The organism is Hydrogenophaga sp. GW456-12-10-14-TSB4, assembly GCF_059424305.1.
The window spans coordinates 62,712-81,660 of record NZ_JBWKZH010000006.1 but is presented as its reverse complement, the minus strand read 5'-3'; the positions used below and the strand labels follow the sequence as shown (position 1 = coordinate 81,660).

Here is an 18,949-nt window from a genome sequence, read left to right as displayed (position 1 = left end):
AACAGCACTTTCTCAACAAGCGCCCGAAGCGACTTGATTTTCCTGAAGTTCGATCTGGCAGAGGCACCGGAAAAACAGAAAAGCCCGAAATCTTTCGATTTCGGGCTCTCGTAAATTGGTCGGCGTGGCGGGATTCGAACTCGCGACCCCTTGCACCCCATGCAAGTGCGCTACCAGGCTGCGCTACACGCCGACAAGCCTCAAATTATAGCGTCCAAATGAAGCAAATCAGGCCGAGAGCCTCAGAAGCTCACGAATTTCAAGCAATTCCCGTCGAACATCGTGCAGAAGCCCGCCGGGACCCGTGTGCACGGGGTACTCAGCCTCGATCAAAGGAATCACGACCTCGCCATGAACGACTTCATCGAGGTCGATCACGTCAATGGCTTCATCTTCCTCGTTGCGGCGCTTGTCGCGTTCGGCCTGAACGATTTCCTGAAGCTTGTTGCGCGCCCCGCTGATGGTGAAGCCCTGGTCGTAGAGCAGCTCACGGATGCGGCGGATCATCAGCACCTCGTGGTGCTGGTAATAACGGCGATTGCCGCGCCGCTTCATGGGCCTGAGCTGCGTGAACTCCTGCTCCCAGTACCGCAGCACGTGCGGCTTGACGCCACACAACTCGCCCACTTCACCGATGGTGAAGTAGCGCTTGGCGGGAATCGGAGGAAGCGTTTTTTCCATGAAAATCAAGGCGGTACGAACCGAACCTTGAAATCTACTCTAACTGGTGCGTGTGTGCACGGGCTGGTGAACATTTCCGTGTGAAATGTTGCAACAGCCCCGCTCCCCAGCAAAAACGCCCCAATCTGGGGCGTTTTTGTGGTCAAGAAACACACCGCCCCAGGGGTCGGCCGTTGTCTCGAAAAGACGCTTCAGCCGCCGATGATGGCGGTTTGCACCTGTTCCTTGAGCTTGGGGCTGGCGTGGAAAGTCACCACGCGGCGCGCCTCGATGGCCACGGGCTCGCCCGTGCGGGGGTTGCGCCCGGGCCGGGGCGCCTTGGTCCGAATCTGGAAATTGCCGAACCCCGAGATCTTGACGTCGGTGCCATTCACCAAGCTGTCGGTGATCAGATCGAAGAAGGCATCGATCATGTCCTTGGATTCGCGCTTGTTCAGACCGATCTGATCGAACAGCAACTCCGCGAGCTGCGCCTTGGTCAAGGCAGGCGTTTCCAGGCTTTCAACAGCGAGTTCCATGCGGACATTCTCCATCTTGTTCGTCTCAGGCGCGCAATCGACCGGCCACCCGTTGGGCCACTGCATCGACCGCGGCGTTCACGGTCGCGTCGATCTCCTCTTCGGTCAGTGTAGCGTCGTCCCGGTTCAGCACCAGGCGCACCGCCAGGCTTTTTTCATCCGCCGCCAGCGCCCCTGCGGGCGTGCCTTCGGAAGCGGCCTGCTTCTTGGGGCGGTAGACGTCGAACAGCACGACATCGCGCAGCCAGGGGCTGGCCGGCGAGCGGATCGCGTCCAGCACGGCGGCATGCGTCACCGACTCCTTGACCACGATGGCCAGATCGCGCTCCACCGCCTGGAATCGGCTCACGGCCTGGTAGGCCGGCACAGGGCGCTCCAGCACGGCGTCGAGCTCCAGCTCGAACATCACCGGCGCCTGAGCCACGTCGTAGCCCTGGCGCCAACGCGGGTGCAACTCACCCACGTGGCCGATGCAGCGGCCGTCCAGCCAGACACCGGCACAGCGCCCCGGGTGCATCGCGGGGTGCTCCGCCACCTTGTACTCCGGCCGGCGCGGGGCCAGCAGTGCCTGCACGTCGCCCTTCACGTCGAAGAAGTCCACGGCGCGTTCGGACGTGCCCCACTGCAGCGCCTCGGTGGAACCGTAAGCCAGACCGGCCACCCGCATGGGCTGGCGGAAGCCGGCGACGCTGGTGTCGCTCTCGACGACGGATGCGTCCTTGAAGAACACGCGCCCGACTTCAAACAGGCGCACGCGGTCGGTCCGGCGATCCAGGTTGAACTTGAGGACCGACAGCAGATTGCCGAGCAGCGACGAGCGCATCACGCTCATCTGGCTGGCGATCGGGTTCAGCAGGCGGATCGGGTCGGCGTTGCCGGCCAGCTCGCGCTCCCAGCGCTCTTCCACGAAGCTGAAATTGATGGTTTCCTGATAACCCAGCTGGGCCAAGCCACGGCGAACCGCAAACGGGCCCCGGCGCGCTTCGGTGCGGATCTTGGCCGTGATGGGCGCCAGCGGCGGCGTGTCGGGCAGCTTTTCGTAGCCGACGATGCGCGCCACCTCTTCGATCAGGTCTTCCTCGATCTGAAGATCGAAGCGGTAGGCTGGCGGCGTCACCGTGAGCAGGCCATCGCCCTCTTCCACCGGCAGGCCCAGGCGGCGCAAAGCGCCCGCGCACAGCGCCTGGTCGACCGGCATGCCGATGACCTTGGCCGCACGGGCCACGCGCAGCGTGACCGGCTGCGGCGTGGGCAGTTGCACCACGTGGTCGTCCAGCACGGCGGCCTGACCGCCGCAGATGTCCAGCACCAGTTGCGTGATGCGCTGCACGTGCTCGCGCGTGGTGGAGGGGTCCACACCGCGCTCGAAACGGTGACCGGCATCGGTCGAGAAGTTGTAGCGGCGCGAACGGCCCGCAATCGACTTGGGCCACCAGAACGCGGCTTCGATGTAGATGTTCTGCGTGTCGTCCGACACCGCCGTGGAGTCGCCGCCCATGATGCCGGCCAGCGATTCCACGTTTTCATCGTCGGCGATCACGCCGACCTGCGCATCCACCGCCACCGTGTTGCCGTTGAGCAGCTTGAGCGATTCGCCCTCACGGCCCCAACGCACCTGCAGGCCGCCGTGGATCTTGTCGAGGTCAAAGATGTGGGACGGGCGCCCCAGCTCGAACATCACGTAGTTGGAGATGTCCACCAGCGGGGAAACGCTGCGCTGGCCGCAGCGGGCCAGGCGATCCACCATCCAGGCGGGCGTCGTGGCGCGGGTGTTCACGCCGCGCACGATGCGCCCGGTGAAACGGCCGCACAGGTCCGGCGCCTCCACGCGCACCGGCAGGCGGTCCTGCAGCGGTGCCGCCACCGACGGAAACGCCGGCTCGATCAGCGGTGAGCCGGTGAGCGCCGACACCTCGCGGGCAATGCCGTACACGCTCAGGCAATGCGCCAGGTTGGGCGTGAGCTTGAGCGTGAACAGCATGTCGTCCAGCGCCAGCTGTTCGCGAATGTCGCGCCCCACCGGGGCATCGGCCGGCAGCTCCAGCAGGCCGCCGTGTTCGTCGGACAGCTTGAGCTCGCGCGCCGAGCACAGCATGCCCTGGCTCTCCACGCCGCGCAGCTTGCCCAGCTTGATCTGGAACGGCTTGCCGTCGTCGCCGGGTGGCAACTCAGCGCCCACCAGCGCGCAAGGCACCTTGATGCCCACACGGGCATTGGGCGCACCACAGACGATGTTGAGCAGACTGCCCTGCCCCACATCCACCTGGCACACGCGCAGGCGGTCGGCATTGGGGTGTTGCACGGCGTCCTTGATCTCGCCCACCACCACCTTCGTGAACGGCGGCGCCACCGGCTCCAGCTCTTCGACCTCCAGACCGGCCATGGTCAGGGTATCGGCCAGCTGCTGGCTGGTCAGGGGCGGATTGCAGAAGGCGCGCAGCCAGGATTCGGGAAATTGCATGTCGTGGTCTCAGCGGAACTGGGCGAGAAAACGGACGTCACCGTCGAAGAACAGGCGCAGGTCATTGACGCCGTAGCGCAGCATGGTCAGGCGGTCAGGCCCCATGCCGAAGGCAAAGCCGATGTAGCGCTCCGGGTCCAGGCCCATGTTGCGCACCACGTTCGGGTGCACCTGGCCCGAGCCCGCCACCTCCAGCCAGCGCCCCGCCAGGGGGCCGTGCTGGAACTGGATGTCGATCTCGGCGCTGGGCTCGGTGAACGGAAAGAAGCTGGGACGGAAACGCAGCACCAGATCGTCGGACTCGAAGAAGGTGCGGCAGAAGTCCGTGAAGACGTGTTTCAGGTCCTTGAAGCTGACGTTCTCACCGATCCACAGGCCTTCGCACTGGTGGAACATCGGCGAGTGCGTCGCATCGCTGTCCACCCGGTAGGTGCGGCCGGGCGCGATCACGCGGATCTCGGGCATGGAGCGCCCGGCATCCAGATCGGCACGGTGGCGCTTGACGTGCTGCACCGCGTGGCGGATCTGCATCGGGCTGGTGTGCGTGCGCAGGAGGTTGGGCGCCTTCTCGCTGCCCCCCTCCACGTAGAACGTGTCGTGCATGGAACGCGCCGGATGGTCCTCGGGCGTGTTCAAGGCCGTGAAGTTGAACCAGTCGGATTCGATCTCGGGGCCGTCGGCCACCTCGAAACCCATGGAGCCGAAGATCGCTTCGATGCGCTCCAGCGTCAGGCTCACCGGGTGCAGGCCACCCTGGCCGCGCTGGCGACCGGGCAAGGTCACGTCGAGCGCCTCGGCCTTGAGTTGCGCTTGCAACTCGGCATCGGCCAGGGCCTGGCGGCGTTCGGTCAGCGCGGCTTCGATCGCCTGCTTGGCCTGGTTGATGGCCGCGCCGCGGGTCTTCTTCTCTTCCACGGAGAGGGTGCCCAGGCCCTTCATCAGCTCGGTGATGCGGCCCGACTTGCCGAGGTACTGCGCCTTGGCGTTTTCCAGATCGGCCGGCGTGGCGGCTTGAACAAACCCGGCACGGGCGCTCTCGACCAATGCGTCCAACTCGTTCATGTGTGTGCTTGAATCGTTGGGAAATAAAAAAGGGGTTGAAGCCAGCGAGGGAATCCCTCAAGCCTCAACCCCTTTGAGCGACGGGGCACGCCGCCGTGAGGCGGCGTGCTCCTGCCGTGAATCAAGCGGCCAGCTTGGCTTTGACTTGCTCCACGATGCTGCCAAAGGCAGCCGGATCGTTCACCGCCAGATCGGCCAGCACCTTGCGGTCGATTTCGATCTGAGCCTTCTTCAGGCCGTTGGCGAATTGGCTGTACGTCAGGCCGCAAGCACGGGCACCCGCATTGATACGGGCGATCCACAGTTGACGGAAGACGCGCTTCTTCGTGCGGCGATCGCGGTAGGCATATTGCCCAGCCTTCATCACCGCCTGTTTGGCGATGCGGAAGACGTTGCCGCGGCGGCCGCGGAAACCTTTGGCCAGAGCCAGAACCTTTTTGTGTCGGGCGCGAGCCGTTACACCACGTTTGACGCGAGGCATGTGTGTTCTCCTTGTTCGTCGTTGATCAAATGCCCATGCCGGGCAGCATCTGTGCCATGTGACCCATGTTGGTCTCATGCACGGTGACTGCTCCACGCAGGTGGCGCTTGTTCTTGGTGGTCTTCTTGGTCAAGATGTGACGCTTGAAGGCTTGACCGCGCTTGACGGTGCCACCGGGACGAACGCGAAAACGCTTTTTCGCGCTGCTCTTGGTCTTCATTTTGGGCATCTTCATGCTCCTTTTCATTTGTGCTCGTGAGGCGCCGCGAACCTTCCGCGGACTTGTTGGCCCCGAGCCACTTTTATGGACAGCCTTTCGGCTCTCCGATTCGGCGTCCGGCTTTTCAGCCGGCGCCTCGAACCGGCAGGAGACTACCCTGCCCGTCCAATGCTGTTCTTGGCCGCCAACCGCCCTCAGGCGGCCGACTGGCTTGCCGCAGGCGCTGCTGCAGCGGCCTCGGCGGGTTTGGCCGCGCCACCGGCCTTTTTACGACCGGGCGCGATCATCATGATCATCTGGCGCCCTTCGAGCTTGGGAAACTGCTCCACCACGATCGAATCGGCCAACTCATCGCGAATGCGGTTCAGCAGGGCCAGCCCCAGATCCTGGTGGGTGATCTCACGGCCGCGGAACCGCAGCGTGATCTTGCACTTGTCACCATCGTCCAGGAAGCGCCGGATGTTGCGCATCTTGATGTTGTAGTCGCCATCGTCGGTACCGGGCCGGAACTTGATTTCCTTGATCTCGATGACCGTCTGCTTGGCCTTGGCTTCCGCCGCCTTCTTCTGCTCCTGGTACTTGAACTTGCCGTAGTCCATCAGGCGACACACCGGAGGGACGGCAGTGGCCGCAATTTCGACCAGGTCCACATCCAGCTCACCGGCCATGCGCAGCGCTTCCTGCAAACTGACGATGCCCAAGGGCTCGTTCTCGGGGCCGTTGAGGCGAACCTCAGGGGCCATGATTTCCCGGTTCAGTCTGTGTGCGCGCTCTTCACGTTGGCGGCGGTCGCGAAAGTTGGTAGCTATGGTGAGTTCCTTTGTGTGGGCCGGTTCAAGCGAAATGGCGGCCACCCGGCCGCCTCACGCACACGAAGTGCGCCATGGCAGCAGGGGCATCCAGCCAGATGTTTGAAATCAAACCTTGGATGAAACGTCAGCCGCGATCAGTTTGGAAAAGGCTTCCAGCGGCATGACACCGAGGTCTTTGTTACCTCGCGCCCGCACAGCCACGGCACCAGCTTCTTTCTCTTTGTCGCCCACGACAAGGATAAAAGGCAGCTTTTGCAACGCGTGCTCCCGTATTTTATACGTAATTTTCTCGTTGCGCAGGTCCGTCGTCACCCTAAGCCCTTGATTCTGCAGAGTTTTCGCGATTTCCAGACAGTATTCGGCCTGGGAATCGGTGATGTTGAGCACCGCGACCTGCACCGGCGAGAGCCAGGTGGGCAGCGCCCCGGCGTGCTGCTCGATCAGGATGCCGATGAAGCGCTCCAGGCTGCCCACGATGGCGCGGTGCAGCATGATAGGGCGGTGGCGCGAGCCGTCTTCCCCCACGAATTCGGCGTCCAGGCGCTCGGGCAGGTTGGGGTCGACCTGGATCGTCCCGCACTGCCAGGGGCGGCCCAGTGCGTCCTTCAGCGTGTATTCGATCTTCGGGCCGTAGAAGGCGCCCTCGCCCGGCAGGTACTCGAAATCGCAGCCCGACGCCCGCAGGCCTTCGGCCAGCGCGTTCTCGGCGCGATCCCAGCTCTCTTCCGTGCCGATGCGCTTTTCCGGGCGGGTGGAGAGCTTGTAGATGATGTTGTCGAAACCGAAGTCCTTGTAGACCTTCTGCAGCAGCGTGGTGAAAGCCACCACCTCCGCCTGGATCTGGTCTTCCGTGCAGAAAATGTGGCCGTCGTCCTGCGTGAAGGCGCGCACGCGCATGATGCCGTGCAGGCCGCCCGAGGGCTCGTTGCGGTGGCACTGGCCGAACTCACCGAACCGCAGCGGCAGGTCGCGGTAGCTCTTGATGCCCTGCTTGAAGATCAGGATGTGGCCGGGGCAGTTCATCGGCTTGAGCGCGTAGTCGCGCTTTTCCGACTCCGTCACGAACATGTTCTCGCGGTACTTGTCCCAGTGGCCGGTTTTCTCCCACAGGCTCTGGTCCAGAATCTGCGGGCCCTTCACCTCCTGGTAGCCGTTGTCGCGGTACACGCGGCGCATGTACTGCTCCACTTCCTGCCACACCGTCCAGCCCTTGGGGTGCCAGAACACCGTGCCCGGCGAGTGCTCGTCGATGTGGAACAGGTCAAGTTCGCGGCCCAGCTTGCGGTGGTCGCGCTTCTCGGCCTCCTCCAGCATCGTCAGGTACTGCTGCAGCTCGTCCTTGGTCGCCCAGGCCGTGCCGTAGATGCGTTGCAGCATCTCGTTGCGGTGGTCGCCGCGCCAGTAGGCGCCCGCCACCTTCATGAGCTTGAAATGCTTGAGCTTGCCGGTGCTGGGCACGTGCGGGCCGCGGCACAGGTCTTCAAAAGCGCCTTCGCGGTACAGCGACACATCCTCGTTGCTGGGGATGCTGGCAATGATCTCCGCCTTGTAGAACTCGCCCAGGCCCTTGAAGTACGCCACGGCCTCGTCGCGCGGCAACACGCGGCGCACCACCGGCTCGTCCTTGGCGGCCAGCTCGGCCATGCGCTTCTCGATCGCCACCAGGTCTTCGGGCGTGAAGGGGCGCTTGTACGAGAAGTCGTAGAAGAAGCCGTGCTCGATCACCGGGCCGATGGTCACCTGCGCATCGGGGAACAGCTCCTTCACGGCATAGGCCAGCAAGTGCGCCGTCGAGTGGCGGATCACCTCCAGGCCGTCGGCGTCCTTGGCCGTCACGATGGACAGCGGGCTGTCCTGCGTGATGAGGTAGCTGGTGTCCACCACCTTGTCGCCGATCTTGCCGGCCAGGGCGGCCTTGGCCAGGCCGGTGCCGATCGAGGCCGCCACGTCGGCGACCGTGACCGGGCCGGAGTATTCGCGTTGGGAGCCGTCGGGGAGCGTGATATGCAACATGGGGTGGTCCAGAAAACAAAAAAGCGCGGCAGGGGCCGCGCTGGTGGGGGTCAAAAGGAAATCAATCGGGCAGGCGCGAACTGCAGGCCTCAGAGGGCCGTGGAGGTGGTCTCCATAGTTCGCGGTGTCATAACCAGATTGCCTTTCTCGCTCTTGTGGATTCAGAAGAAGAACAGGCATTTTCCCACAAAAGCCAACGGGGGTTTTCGAGCGCGTTTCTTCCTTGGAATTTCGCTTCCGGGAAATTCCCATGGAGTCATTTGCCGACGGCCAGTAGCATTGGTTTGATTCTTACGTGAATCACAGTTTTATATATAAAACAACCGTTTCATCCTTTCTCCAAGGGGCATCCATGCTTTTCAGGCTTCTTCGTCTCCCGCTGCTCGTTGGCGGCTTGTCTGTCCTGGCCGCATGCGGCAGCACCCCCGCCACGCGCAACGCCATGCCGGGCCCGGGTCAGCTGGTCAACGTTCAGCCGCAGACCCGCTCCCTGCTCACGGAATCGTCACAGCGCTGGCTGGTGTCTTACATCACCACCTCGCACTCGGGCCAGAACACCGTCGTCCAGGGACTGATCGATCTGCCCAAAACACCCCCGCCCGCCGGCGGCTATCCGGTCGTGAGCTGGGGCACCGGCACCACCGGCGTGGCACCACAATGCGCCCCCTCCCTCGCGGCAGCGCCGTCTCGGCTGGAGTACCAGAACCTGCTGCTGAAACAGGGCTACGCCGTGCTGCGCACCGACTACGAAGGCTGGGGCGCCTTCGCAGGCCGGCCCGACCTCGAAGGCCGCAGCAACGCCTACGCGATGGCCGACCTCGTCACCGCCGCCCACGCCTTGCCCATTCAACTCAGCAAAGACTGGATCGCGGCCGGGCACAGCCAGGGCGGCGGCGCCTCCGTCTGGGTGGCCTCGATGAAAGAGCGCACACCGGCCTACCCGCTGAAAGCCGCTGTGGCGCTGGCCCCCACGGGGCCCGGCGTGCTGAAGTTCCTGAACGACGTGGCCGACGGCCAACCCGTCTCGGCCGGCGCTCAGCCCTTCGTCGCCATCACGGTCCTGGCCGCGAAGGTGGCGGACCCGAGCCTCGATCTGGACAAGCTCACGCACCCTGCCATGAAGCCCCAGATCGAAGCGGCGAAGACCACCTGCATCGGCGGCTTGTTCGGCATGCCTGTGCTGGCGCCGGGCCAGTACCTGAAGAAAGGCCCGGAGTTCGACAAGATGGTGAAGTTCTTTGCCGCGCAGGACCCCACCCAGCTCCAGATGCAAGTGCCCCTGTTCATCGCACAGGCCGAGAAGGACCAGACTACCGTCACCCCGCCCACCACGCGGCAGATGATGGGCGCCCTGTGCGCCAAAGGCGCGCGCATCCAGTACAAGGAGTACGCGGGCCAGGACCACGGCTCGGTGATCATGGCGTCGAGCGCGGATTCGCTGCGGTTCATCTCGTCGGCGCTGTCGAACCAGACACCGGCCAACGACTGCCGTTAAAGCACCGTTCTCTCCAGCAGAAACGCCACCCCGCCGGGTGGCGTTTTGCTTTCACCGAGTCAACGCTTCCTGCGTTGGTTCGCGGTGGCCTGCAGCTCGCTGAGCTTGCTCCAAAGGGCCTCGAAGCGCTGGTCCATATCGTCGTAGAGCACCTTCTTGTGCTCGACCTTGGGTGTGAGCCCCTTCTCTTGATCCGTGTACCGCTCCACCGAGGCGCTCAACTGAAGAAGCCGGTGCGACGCCTGAGAGGCGAGGACGGACACGTGGGTCGCGAAGTCGTTTCGGTAGCTCAGGCTGGTGAGCGCGTTGCGGAGGATGAGTTTGATGGCCATGCGGGAAGTCCCTTGCGTTCTGTGAAAATTTGAATGCACCGGAATGTTACGTTATTCGTGACGACAAGATATTACCAAGTCACGAGACTCGTGACATGGTTTCAGAGTCTGGTCACACCACAAATCTTGTCGGGCAGCGCATACGCTCACGACGGGAGGAGTTGGGGTGGTCTCAAGAGAAGTTGGGTGTGCTGATCGGCATCGACGAGTCATCGAGCCGGGCGCGAATCAGCCGCTATGAGTTGGGCAACCATGAGCCCCCGCTGGACACGGCGCGCAACATCGCGAAGGCGCTCGGTGTGCCGCTGGCATATCTCTACTGCGAAGAGAACGATGTGGCGGGTTTGCTGCTGGCGCTCAAAAAGGTGCCCGCAAAGCAACGTGGGCCATTGATCTCAAACTGGATACAAGAGGCCTCTTAGCCTCCCGCCCCGTCCAGGCGCGACGCCCAGGCTTCGATCTGCCCCGTCTCGAGCCGCCGACTGAACAACCGGGCCCATGAAGGCGGCAGCGGCAACGCAAGGATCTGCGCCAGTGTGTGGGGATCGACATCGCGCTCGGCGATGGCGCTCAGCAGCCGCGCCAGCGCCCAGTCCGGGTGCGGTCGCGCCACGAGCCGAACCGCATCGCCTGCCTGCACCAGCCCCGGCCGCAAGACCCGCAGGTACCACCCGGCGCGACCACTTTCCTGCACGCGCCGCGCCATGTCGGGCACGCCAAAGCGATCGTTGAGTTTCCAGCAAGGCTGACGGCCCTGGCTGACCTCGAACAGCGCACCGCCGACCACCCATTGGTCGGCGATGCAGACGTTCGTTTCGTCCAGCCCCGGCTCCAGGCTGAGGTTCTCGCCGAAGGCGCCGGGTTGGCGCAACAAGGCCTCAGCCGTCTCGCCCGGCAGCTCGCGCCGCCAGGCGCCGTAATGCGCCCAGGTGTAGCAATGCACGGCCTTGTCGGGTCCGCCGTGCACGCGCGGGTCGCCCTGCTCGTCGCCGTCCAGCCCCGTCGGGCCCGCCAGGACGGCACCGTCCCGAGGCCGCTTGTCGATCGCGCTGACGCTGCCGGCCCGGGTGTAGGGCCGGGCCTGGCCCGTCAGCACGGCGCGCAAGCGGCCGATGACCACCGGCGCCTCGCTCACCGCGGCCTCAGCTTCACAGCCGGGAAATCGACCGGCACCGCGAAGGCCACGTTCACGTAGTTGGTGAAAAGGTTCAGCGCCACGTGGGCGAGTATCTCAACGATCTGCTCGTCGTTGAAGCCGGCCCCGCGCAGTGCCTGAACATCGGCATCGCTGAGCTGGGCCCGGTCGTTGACGACCTTCAACGCAAAGCGCAGCGCGGCGGCGGTTTGCGCGTCGTCGGATTCACCCTGCTGCGCGGCAGCCATCTCGGCGGCCGTCGCCCCCGCCTTGCGCCCAAGGGCGGTGTGGGCGGCCAGGCAGTATTCGCAGGCATTGCGGTCAGCGACGGCGACGGCGATCTGCTCCCCCAGCTTCGGGGAGATCACGCCGCCACCCAGCGCACCGAAGCTGCCCCACATGCTCTGGAGCGCGGCGCTGGAGTTGGCGACCGCCCGGAACATCGCCGGGGTCGCTCCGAAGGCGGCCTGAATCTGGTCGAGCACTTGCTTGCGCTCGCCGGTGGCCTGGGCGGGGTCGATCAAGGGAACGCGTGACATGGTGTGGTCCTTTCAAGGGGTTCGGTGGAGGGGATGAAGCAGCTGCTGTGCGCCAGTGTGCCCCGGCAGGCCGTACCATTGGCAACATATCGTCCAACCTGCATACCCAATCGTCCAACGCATGACGCCCCCATCGATCGACCGCCTGTCCAGCCTGCTGGACCGTTTCAAGGTGCGGGCGCACCTGTTCCACAACGGGCCGCTGTGCGGCGTCAACCGCTTCCCAGCCGAGCCGGGGCGTGGCTTCCTCCACGTGATGCGGCGCGGTGAGCTGGAGCTGCGGCACGGCCCCAAAACCGCGCTGCCACGCCGACTGACGATCACGGAGCCCAGCCTGCTCTTCTACCCGCGGGCACTGGCGCACGAGTTCCGCAACCCGCCGCAGGACGGAGCCGACTTCGTCTGCGCTGAGTTGGCGTTCGACGGCGGCGAACGCAACCCCCTGGTGCGCGCGCTGCCGCCCCTGATCCTGCTGCCCCTGGCGCGGGTGGAAGGGCTGGAGCCGGCGCTCGCCCTGCTCTTCGCAGAGACCGAGCGGCTGCGCTGCGGCCAGCGGCTGCTGGCGGATCGCCTGTTCGAGGTGGTGCTGATTCAGCTGCTGCGCTGGCTGATCGACCATCCGGCCGAAGCCGGCATCCCGCCCGGGCTGCTGAGCGGGCTGGCGGACCCTCGGTTGGCCCGCGCCCTGGTGGCGCTGCACGAACGCCCCGGTGCGCCCTGGAGCCTGGCGGGCATGGCCCAGGAAGCCGGCATGTCGCGCAGCGCGTTCGCGGCAGCTTTCAAGGCCGCCGTGGGGCAAACGCCGGCCAACTATCTGGCCGACTGGCGACTGAGCCTGGCCCAGACCCAGCTGCGCCAGGGGCGCCAGGTGAAGGAGATCGCCGACGCGCTGGGCTACGCCAGCGCGCCCGCGCTCTCGCGCCTGTTCAGCCAGCGACTGGGCTGCTCGCCGCGTGAATGGCGGGACCGCGACGCAGCCCCCTAGACGCGCACTCCGCGCCCACCACCCGGCAGAAATTCGAGAAACGCCCGCACCCGGGACGGCACCAGCCGGCGGCTCGGCAATGCCGCGGAAATGGCATACCGCCCAAAGATCCAGTCCGGCAAGAGGCGGACGAGCGTGCCCTTCTCAAGATGCCTGGCGATCAGGGCCTGTGAGAGCACGGCAATGCCCGCACCGTCGAGCGCGGCCCGGTAAAGCACATCGAAACTGCTGGACTGCAGGCCGATCGGCATGTGGATCGCCACGCTCTCCCCGTTGCGCAGCGATCGCAATTGCAGGGCGCGCGACGCCGGCCCACTGGCTTGCTGCCAGGGAAACCGCAGGTAGTCGTGCCCCTTCAGATCGTCGGGCACCTCCGGCTTGCCGAATCGCTGCAGGTACTTCGGCGCGGCGCAGACGACCCACTCCGTGGAGAGCATGGGCCGGGCGACGATGCCCAGGTCCACCCCCTCCTCGACCACCAGGAAGGTGACGTCGTGCTCGTCCACATGGCTTTGCGGAAACGGATCGATGTCCAGCTCGATGGGCGCCTTGGGAAAGCGCTCGCGCCAGTTGGCAATGACCGGCGCCAGGTAATACGACGCGAGCACCGGCGTCGCCAGGATGCGCAGCGTGCCCTGCACATCCCGCACGTCGGCGCCCGCCTCGGTCTCCGCTTCCTCGATCTCGCCCAGGATGCCGCGCACGCGCGCCAGGTAGTTTTGCCCTGAGTCGGTCAGCACAAGGCGCCGGGTGGTGCGCTGCAGGAGCCGCGCGCCCAGGTGCGCCTCCAGGTCACTGACCAGACGGGTGACAGCAGCGGGCGAGAGATCCATCGCCCGCGCGGCGGAGGCGAAGCCGCCCTCTTCCACGACCCGCGCGAACACCCGCATCGAAAGCAGTCGGTCCATGAGCACACCTCCAGGAGGGGAGTCACCATTCCGATAACCGGAACGCTCAATTTATGACTGAGTAGTTTAACTTGATACCGATGAGGATTAGATTACCCCTGTGCGAAGCCGGTTGTTCGCGATCCCCGCGCCCGTTGCCGTGCACCCATCCCATCAAGGAGCTCTCATGAAATCACTCACTCGCCGACTCGTCATCGCCACGCTCGCCGCCTCCGCCTTTGCCGGTGGCGCCACCTTCGCCAAGGACGTCATGGTGGGCGGCGCGCCCATGCTGCCGACCAAGGACATCATTGACAACGCGGTGAACTCCAAGGACCACACGACGCTGGTCGCGGCCGTCAAGGCCGCCGGCCTGGTGGAAACGCTCAAGGGCCCGGGGCCGTTCACGGTCTTCGCGCCCACGAACGCGGCCTTCGCCGCCCTGCCAGCGGGCACGGTGGATACCTTGCTCAAGCCCGAAAACAAGGCCAAGCTCACGACCGTGCTCACGTACCACGTGGTCGCGGGCAAGTGGGACGCGGCGGCGATCGCGAAGATGATCAAGGACGGCAACGGCATGGCGTCCATCAAGACCGTGGCTGGCGGCACGCTGGTCGCGAAGTCCGCCGGCGGCAAGGTGATGGTGAGCGATGAAAACGGTGGCACGGCCACGGTGACCATCGCCGATGTCTACCAGTCGAATGGCGTCATTCACGTGATCGACAAGGTGCTGTTGCCCAAGTGAGCGGGTTCGACTCGAAAAAAAAGCCGCCCGGAAGGGCGGCTTTTTTTGGCCCCAGCCAGCGGGCAAGCCTCTGCAGACTCGGCGCTGCAGTGACTGAGAAAAAGCCCAATTAGGCAGGGCTATAGAGCAGTGAAATCAGTAATTTCATACTCTTGAGTTCTTATAGGTGTGCGAACTTCAAGAGGAAGTGCCAAGGCGTAGTCAGTCAAGTAAACCGACTTTCTTTTCGTCTCAAATCCCTTGTCAGTTTTTGTGCTGCAGGTAAACCAGACTGCATTGCCAGAGATATTCCGATTCACCGTGCTTGCGCTTGCAATTTTTTCAGCGACGCATTCAGAACTTTCTGTACCAAAGTTAAATGCTTGCGGCCTGTTGCCAAATTTCGCTTCGGTCACAAGGTTGTCCCCCACCTTCATGCCAGATGGTGCGAACTTGAAAGGCACCACATCCTTTATTTCAGGATAAGCAACAGGGAAGGTATCTCCTTTGATAAGGGTATCGCTCTTAAGCTGAAAAAATCCAGCCCAGCTCAGGTACACAAATCGAGCAGTCAAAAATCCATTGTTACGGAGTTCGCGAACTTCTCGATAGAAGCCGTCGCCGAGGCTCGTGAACTTTATGTCATAGGGATTCACCTTTGGAGCCTGGTCCCCTACACCCGACTGGCGCAAAGTGATTTTTACGGAGAGATCACGAACGCCAGCTTTTGGCTTCAAACCCACTTCGGTCAATTTTGCCCGGAGAGCCGCCGACGGATAGGCGGCAGAATACTCTTGCTCCAAGAATCCGCTGAAATCAGCATCAATCTTCTCTACGGTCGGATAGGCCGCGCATCCAGCAAGAACCGCCGCAACAGCGGCATATGAGATACCTTGAAAAAGTCGCCGAATCTGCATCTGTATTCACCCAAAAAGAACATGGACATCACATATATTGTCAGATTGAAACAATATGTGTATGGCGCAACAATCGCATTACAACTCGTGCTGTTGGTTGTATGAGGATGAACCCCATGCGGTGGACCAGATCGACGTTCTCCCACCACGACCAACAACAAAAAAGTGCCGGTGTCAAGTCTTTCGTGTAAATCACGAAGGGCTTGAAACCGTATGTGGGGCAGTAGGTTAGCTCTTTTCGGGGCCGCTTTGCAGCACTGCGGCTTCGTGGGCTAGGAGCCACATAAGAGCGTCGGGAGGGGAAGCCGCATCGCACTGTGTCGTGCTTGATTGCCGAGGAACGGCGGGCCTGCCGCATCATCATAGCCCAAGAGGCTTGGCGGCATCCAGAACGAAGAACGCGCAGCCTTGGGGCTGCGCGTTCGATGGATGCGGCGGGCGATGTACGACACCATCATGCCGGCTTCGATGGCGCGCTCCGCGTGGCCGTGCCCTTCCTGAATCCCCTGTCTCCCGCCATGAAGGCTTCCAGCATGTGCGGGATCAGCGTCATGGCATCTACCGCCTCGCCATACGCCTGCGCGTGCAGCGCGGCGTAGCGATCGAGGTCGGCTTTCAGGCTGGCCGGACAGGCGAAGGTCAGCTTGACGCTTTCGGTCTTGGGCAGCGGCCCGAGCCGCAGCTTCTTGGTCGTGCTCATTGCGAAGCCCCCCGGTTGAAGAACAGCGGCTGGTACGGCCGCAGCACAAGATCCCGGTTGACGATGATCCGCACCGGCAGGCCGGGCCGGCTGGTCAGCGTGGGTTGGATGTTCATGTTGCGCCGGGTCATCTCCTGGCCGACCTGATTGATGCTGTCCTGTGCGCTGTCGCGTCCGGCGATGACGATGCGGTTGCCGTCCTGGCGGTTCTCCGGCGCGGCCAGCTCGGCGCCAACGCCCAGCAGCGTCGTCAGCACAGCACCGGCGACGATGCGATCCCAATGCCAGTCCACGTCGTCTTCCAGGCCGGCGTAGCCGGCCGGGTCGGTGCCCACGAGGTTGTCGAGCGTCAGCGAGGACGTATCGGGCAGGATGATCCGGTTCCACACCACCTGCACGCGGCTCTGCCCGTAGCTGACCTGGCTGTTGTAGCGCCCGAGGATGCGCGATCCCTGCGGGATCAGCAGGAACTTGCCCGTGGCCGTGTCATAGACCGGCTCTGTCACCGTGGCGATCACGTCGCCCGGCAAGTCCGACTTGATACCTGTCACCAGCGCGCCGGCGATCACCGTGCTCGCCATCACCTGATAAGGCGATGCCGGCAGCGCCAGGTTGCCGGAATTGCGGGTTTCCGTAGAGCCGCCTTTCAGGAATGCCTCTTTCTGGTCTTGCCGGTTCTGCACGGCGGTCGGATCGGCTGGCTGTGCAGCCACAGAGGCCGGCCCGGCAGCGAGTGGGTCGAAGGCCGCGAGCGCGCTGGCAGCGCCAGGCACCCCCGGCGCCGCCTGCGCCACCGTGGCGGCGGCCTGGCCTTGGCCGCCCGAGCGGAAGAACACCGACGAAGCCGCCGCCGCATCAGCTTCCTTGCGCAAGGCATCCTCGGGATCGTGACCCGGAGGCGTATAGGCCGGTGTCACCGGCTGCTGCGAGTTCACGATGGCCGGGCCAAGATCGCCCGGTAGTGGCGGCCCCAGTTCGGGTGCGGCGGGCGGCAAGGCCGGCAGCTTCGAGTAATCGGTTGGCAGCGCGTCCAGCCCTTCGGACTTCGACACGCGATCGACGTTGTAAAGCTCGGCCTGCTCGCTGGCTCCGCGCCGCTGCGGCTGCAATGACCAGATCGTGGCCCCGAACACGGCGACCGACAGGCCGCCGGCAAGGATGGCCAGCGTGCGCCGATTCAGGCGCGTGACCGGGCGCGGCTGGGCGCGCAGCGCCACCGCCTCGGGCGCTACCTTGCCCGCCTGCGGCGTGGCAAGGTCAGGGGCGTCGTCTTGGCTCATGGTCAGTTCCTCCGCGCAACGCCGTCCGTGCGCTCGATTCGCACCACGTCGCCCTTGTCACTGCCCAGGCGCAGTTCGGCCGCGCCGAACAGCCGATCCACGATGTAGTACGGCGAGCGGAAGCGGTAGTTCACCAGTTGTCCATCGCCCTGCGCGCCGATGACGAACAGCGGTGGCAGCTCGCCTTGCGCGATGCCCGGCGGAAACTGGATATAGACCTTCTCGCCGTCATCGAAGGCGCGCAGCGGCTTCCACGGCGGATTGCTGCCGCTGATCGCGTAGCGGAACCGCAGCTTCTCCAGCGACAGTCCGGTATCGACCGGGGCGGCGGCACTGGCCGCCTGCGCCTGGCGCTGCAATGCCAGCATCCGGTCGCGCGGGTACTCCCATGACGCCGACGCCATCCACGTCTTTTCCGTCGAGGTCAGCTCAAGCAAATAGGTGCGGCGGCTGGTAGTGATGACGAGGTTGGTCTTGAGGCTCGAGCGAATCGGCTTGACCAGCACGTTCACGCGCAACTCGGCGCCGCTGCCGCTGGACGTGTCACCCACGATCCAGCGCACGGTATCGCCGGCGGCTACCGTCACCAGTTCTTCGCCCGGCTGGAGCGAAATCACGGTCACGCGACCCACGGCGGCATAGACCTGATACAGCGCGCCATCGGTGAAGGGCCAGACTTGAATCGCGTTGACGTAGCCCTCGCGCGTGGGTGCGACGCGGGCCTCGGCATTGGCGCGCGAGACGCGCACCTTCTCGTCGGCCGGTTCCGGCGTGGGTTTGGCGTCTTCTGCTTCGGGCGCTGGCTTCAACTGCGCCGGCATCGGCAACACCTCGGGTACGGCCACCACCTCCACCGGCGCGGGCGGCTCGGGCAGCGGCTGAGCCTGCACCGGCTCATCGAGCGAAATCACCGGCGGCGGTTTGCCCTGCGTGGCGCAGCCCGCCAGGGCCGCAAGCATCAGCACGGAAACGTAAATACGGAAAGACAGGTTCATGGCTTGGCTCCTTCGGAAGAATCCAGTTCTCGGCTCCACGACAAGCCGTTGACGTAGATGCCCAGGGGGTTCTTGCGCAGGCGTTCTTCGGTGCGCGGCGGCTGGAGCACGATGGACACCACGGCCGTCCACCGCTCTAGGCCAGCCGCGGCGCCGTTGACGTAGCGGCGTTCCGTCCAGCGCACGTTGAAAGACGTGTCGCTGGCGCGCACGACGCTGGCGATCTGCACTGTCACCGACTCCCTGCCGATGCGTGCGAATGGGTCGTTGACCCGCGCGTAGTCGTTGAGCACGGCTGCGCCCTTGTCGGTCGTATAGTCGTAGGCGTCCAGCCAGTTTTGGCGGACGACGATGGGGTCGATGGACAGCGAGCGCACCAGCGTCACGAAGCGCGCAATGTGGTGCGCGGTCTGCGCATCGTTGGGCCGGTAAGGCGTGGCGGCTTCGCCGACGGCGCGCACCTGGCCCGCGCTGTCCACCTCCACCACGTAGGGCGTCACGATGGACTGCGCCGAGCGCCACACCAGGCCGCCAGCCATCAGCAGCGCGAGTGTCAGGCAACCGAAGGCCATCAGCCGCCAGTTCTTCGCCTGCACGCGCGGCGAGCCGATACGCTCGTCCCATACCTGGCCGGCAGCTTGGTACGGCGTGGCAGGCTGCGGCGTGTCGGCATAGCGCACCTGCGGTTTCTTGAATCGCATTGTCAGTTCTC

General features: G+C 64.4%; 21 protein-coding genes and 1 tRNA gene. 4 read left to right on the top strand and 18 right to left on the bottom strand.

The window, feature by feature from the left end; genetic code table 11:
• Positions 1-116: 116 nt before the first annotated feature.
• The 9 genes from AC07ZS_RS05195 to thrS form a co-directional block, all read right to left on the bottom strand.
• Positions 117-193, bottom strand: a tRNA-Pro gene (locus tag AC07ZS_RS05195).
• A 35-nt stretch (positions 194-228) separates the two neighbouring features.
• Positions 229-681, bottom strand: a complete 453-nt coding sequence (locus AC07ZS_RS05190; protein ID WP_494797516.1) for a MerR family transcriptional regulator — start codon at positions 679-681, stop codon at positions 229-231.
• Positions 682-872: 191 nt separating this feature from the next.
• Positions 873-1,199 (bottom strand): integration host factor subunit alpha, encoded by a 327-nt coding sequence (locus tag AC07ZS_RS05185; RefSeq protein ID WP_297402608.1) that lies wholly within the window; start codon positions 1,197-1,199, stop codon positions 873-875.
• A 25-nt stretch (positions 1,200-1,224) separates the two neighbouring features.
• Positions 1,225-3,660, bottom strand: coding sequence for a phenylalanine--tRNA ligase subunit beta (gene pheT / locus AC07ZS_RS05180; RefSeq protein WP_494797515.1), 2,436 nt, complete (start codon positions 3,658-3,660; stop codon positions 1,225-1,227).
• Positions 3,661-3,669: 9 nt separating this feature from the next.
• Positions 3,670-4,722 (bottom strand): phenylalanine--tRNA ligase subunit alpha, encoded by a 1,053-nt coding sequence (gene pheS / locus AC07ZS_RS05175; RefSeq protein ID WP_494797514.1) that lies wholly within the window; start codon positions 4,720-4,722, stop codon positions 3,670-3,672.
• A 121-nt stretch (positions 4,723-4,843) separates the two neighbouring features.
• Positions 4,844-5,203, bottom strand: coding sequence for a 50S ribosomal protein L20 (gene rplT, locus AC07ZS_RS05170; RefSeq protein WP_086120609.1), 360 nt, complete (start codon positions 5,201-5,203; stop codon positions 4,844-4,846).
• A 25-nt stretch (positions 5,204-5,228) separates the two neighbouring features.
• Positions 5,229-5,432 carry a 50S ribosomal protein L35 gene (gene rpmI, locus AC07ZS_RS05165; protein ID WP_066151481.1) on the bottom strand — a complete coding sequence of 68 codons (204 nt, stop codon included), beginning with the start codon at positions 5,430-5,432 and terminating at the stop codon, positions 5,229-5,231.
• A gap of 185 nt (positions 5,433-5,617) precedes the next feature.
• Positions 5,618-6,277 carry a translation initiation factor IF-3 gene (gene infC / locus AC07ZS_RS05160; RefSeq protein ID WP_494797513.1) on the bottom strand — a complete coding sequence of 220 codons (660 nt, stop codon included), beginning with the start codon at positions 6,275-6,277 and terminating at the stop codon, positions 5,618-5,620.
• 63 nt (positions 6,278-6,340) lie between these two features.
• Entirely contained in the window at positions 6,341-8,248 is a 1,908-nt protein-coding gene (thrS, locus tag AC07ZS_RS05155; protein ID WP_494797512.1) for a threonine--tRNA ligase, read from the bottom strand.
• A gap of 352 nt (positions 8,249-8,600) precedes the next feature.
• Between thrS and AC07ZS_RS05150 the strand changes: the two genes are divergently transcribed.
• Positions 8,601-9,743: an alpha/beta hydrolase family protein gene (locus tag AC07ZS_RS05150; RefSeq protein WP_494797511.1), complete on the top strand. Its 1,143-nt coding sequence runs from the start codon at positions 8,601-8,603 to the stop codon at positions 9,741-9,743.
• Positions 9,744-9,802: 59 nt separating this feature from the next.
• Here the strand turns inward: AC07ZS_RS05150 and AC07ZS_RS05145 are convergent, their stop codons facing one another.
• A complete protein-coding gene (locus AC07ZS_RS05145) occupies positions 9,803-10,075 on the bottom strand; it encodes a hypothetical protein (protein ID WP_494797510.1) in 273 nt (90 codons plus the stop codon).
• Between the two features lie 95 nt (positions 10,076-10,170).
• Between AC07ZS_RS05145 and AC07ZS_RS05140 the strand changes: the two genes are divergently transcribed.
• The gene (locus tag AC07ZS_RS05140) at positions 10,171-10,497 is read left to right on the top strand and encodes a helix-turn-helix domain-containing protein (RefSeq protein WP_494797509.1); all 327 of its coding nucleotides are present in this window, start codon (positions 10,171-10,173) and stop codon (positions 10,495-10,497) included.
• Here AC07ZS_RS05140 and AC07ZS_RS05135 read toward each other — a convergent pair.
• Together AC07ZS_RS05135 and AC07ZS_RS05130 are read right to left on the bottom strand one after the other, a co-directional pair.
• Complete coding sequence (locus tag AC07ZS_RS05135) at positions 10,494-11,210, bottom strand: MOSC domain-containing protein (RefSeq protein WP_494797508.1); 717 nt, start codon at positions 11,208-11,210, stop codon at positions 10,494-10,496. The two genes, AC07ZS_RS05140 and AC07ZS_RS05135, sit on opposite strands and share 4 nt — an antisense overlap.
• On the bottom strand, positions 11,207-11,749 hold the full coding sequence (locus AC07ZS_RS05130) for a carboxymuconolactone decarboxylase family protein (protein ID WP_494797507.1): 543 nt from the start codon (positions 11,747-11,749) through the stop codon (positions 11,207-11,209). The genes AC07ZS_RS05135 and AC07ZS_RS05130 overlap by 4 nt, the downstream gene beginning before the upstream one ends.
• A gap of 121 nt (positions 11,750-11,870) precedes the next feature.
• Between AC07ZS_RS05130 and AC07ZS_RS05125 the strand changes: the two genes are divergently transcribed.
• Positions 11,871-12,734: an AraC family transcriptional regulator gene (locus AC07ZS_RS05125; RefSeq protein ID WP_494797506.1), complete on the top strand. Its 864-nt coding sequence runs from the start codon at positions 11,871-11,873 to the stop codon at positions 12,732-12,734.
• Here AC07ZS_RS05125 and AC07ZS_RS05120 read toward each other — a convergent pair.
• On the bottom strand, positions 12,731-13,642 hold the full coding sequence (locus tag AC07ZS_RS05120) for a LysR family transcriptional regulator (RefSeq protein WP_494797505.1): 912 nt from the start codon (positions 13,640-13,642) through the stop codon (positions 12,731-12,733). The two genes, AC07ZS_RS05125 and AC07ZS_RS05120, sit on opposite strands and share 4 nt — an antisense overlap.
• A 166-nt stretch (positions 13,643-13,808) precedes the next feature.
• Between AC07ZS_RS05120 and AC07ZS_RS05115 the strand changes: the two genes are divergently transcribed.
• The gene (locus tag AC07ZS_RS05115; protein WP_494797504.1) at positions 13,809-14,366 is read left to right on the top strand and encodes a fasciclin domain-containing protein; all 558 of its coding nucleotides are present in this window, start codon (positions 13,809-13,811) and stop codon (positions 14,364-14,366) included.
• A gap of 119 nt (positions 14,367-14,485) precedes the next feature.
• On the opposite strand, the gene AC07ZS_RS05110 is transcribed toward AC07ZS_RS05115, so the two are convergent.
• The 5 genes from AC07ZS_RS05110 to trbF form a co-directional block, all read right to left on the bottom strand.
• Positions 14,486-15,262 (bottom strand): hypothetical protein, encoded by a 777-nt coding sequence (locus AC07ZS_RS05110; protein WP_494797503.1) that lies wholly within the window; start codon positions 15,260-15,262, stop codon positions 14,486-14,488.
• Positions 15,263-15,716: 454 nt separating this feature from the next.
• The gene (locus AC07ZS_RS05105; RefSeq protein ID WP_028240142.1) at positions 15,717-15,962 is read right to left on the bottom strand and encodes a DUF2274 domain-containing protein; all 246 of its coding nucleotides are present in this window, start codon (positions 15,960-15,962) and stop codon (positions 15,717-15,719) included.
• Positions 15,959-17,242: a TraB/TrbI/VirB10 family type IV secretion system protein gene (locus AC07ZS_RS05100; protein ID WP_028240143.1), complete on the bottom strand. Its 1,284-nt coding sequence runs from the start codon at positions 17,240-17,242 to the stop codon at positions 15,959-15,961. Before AC07ZS_RS05100 ends, AC07ZS_RS05105 begins: the two co-directional genes overlap by 4 nt.
• A gap of 2 nt (positions 17,243-17,244) precedes the next feature.
• Positions 17,245-18,237 (bottom strand): P-type conjugative transfer protein TrbG, encoded by a 993-nt coding sequence (gene trbG / locus AC07ZS_RS05095; RefSeq protein ID WP_028240144.1) that lies wholly within the window; start codon positions 18,235-18,237, stop codon positions 17,245-17,247.
• On the bottom strand, positions 18,234-18,938 hold the full coding sequence (trbF, locus tag AC07ZS_RS05090) for a conjugal transfer protein TrbF (RefSeq protein WP_028240145.1): 705 nt from the start codon (positions 18,936-18,938) through the stop codon (positions 18,234-18,236). The genes trbG and trbF overlap by 4 nt, the downstream gene beginning before the upstream one ends.
• Between the last annotated feature and the right edge of the window lie 11 nt (positions 18,939-18,949).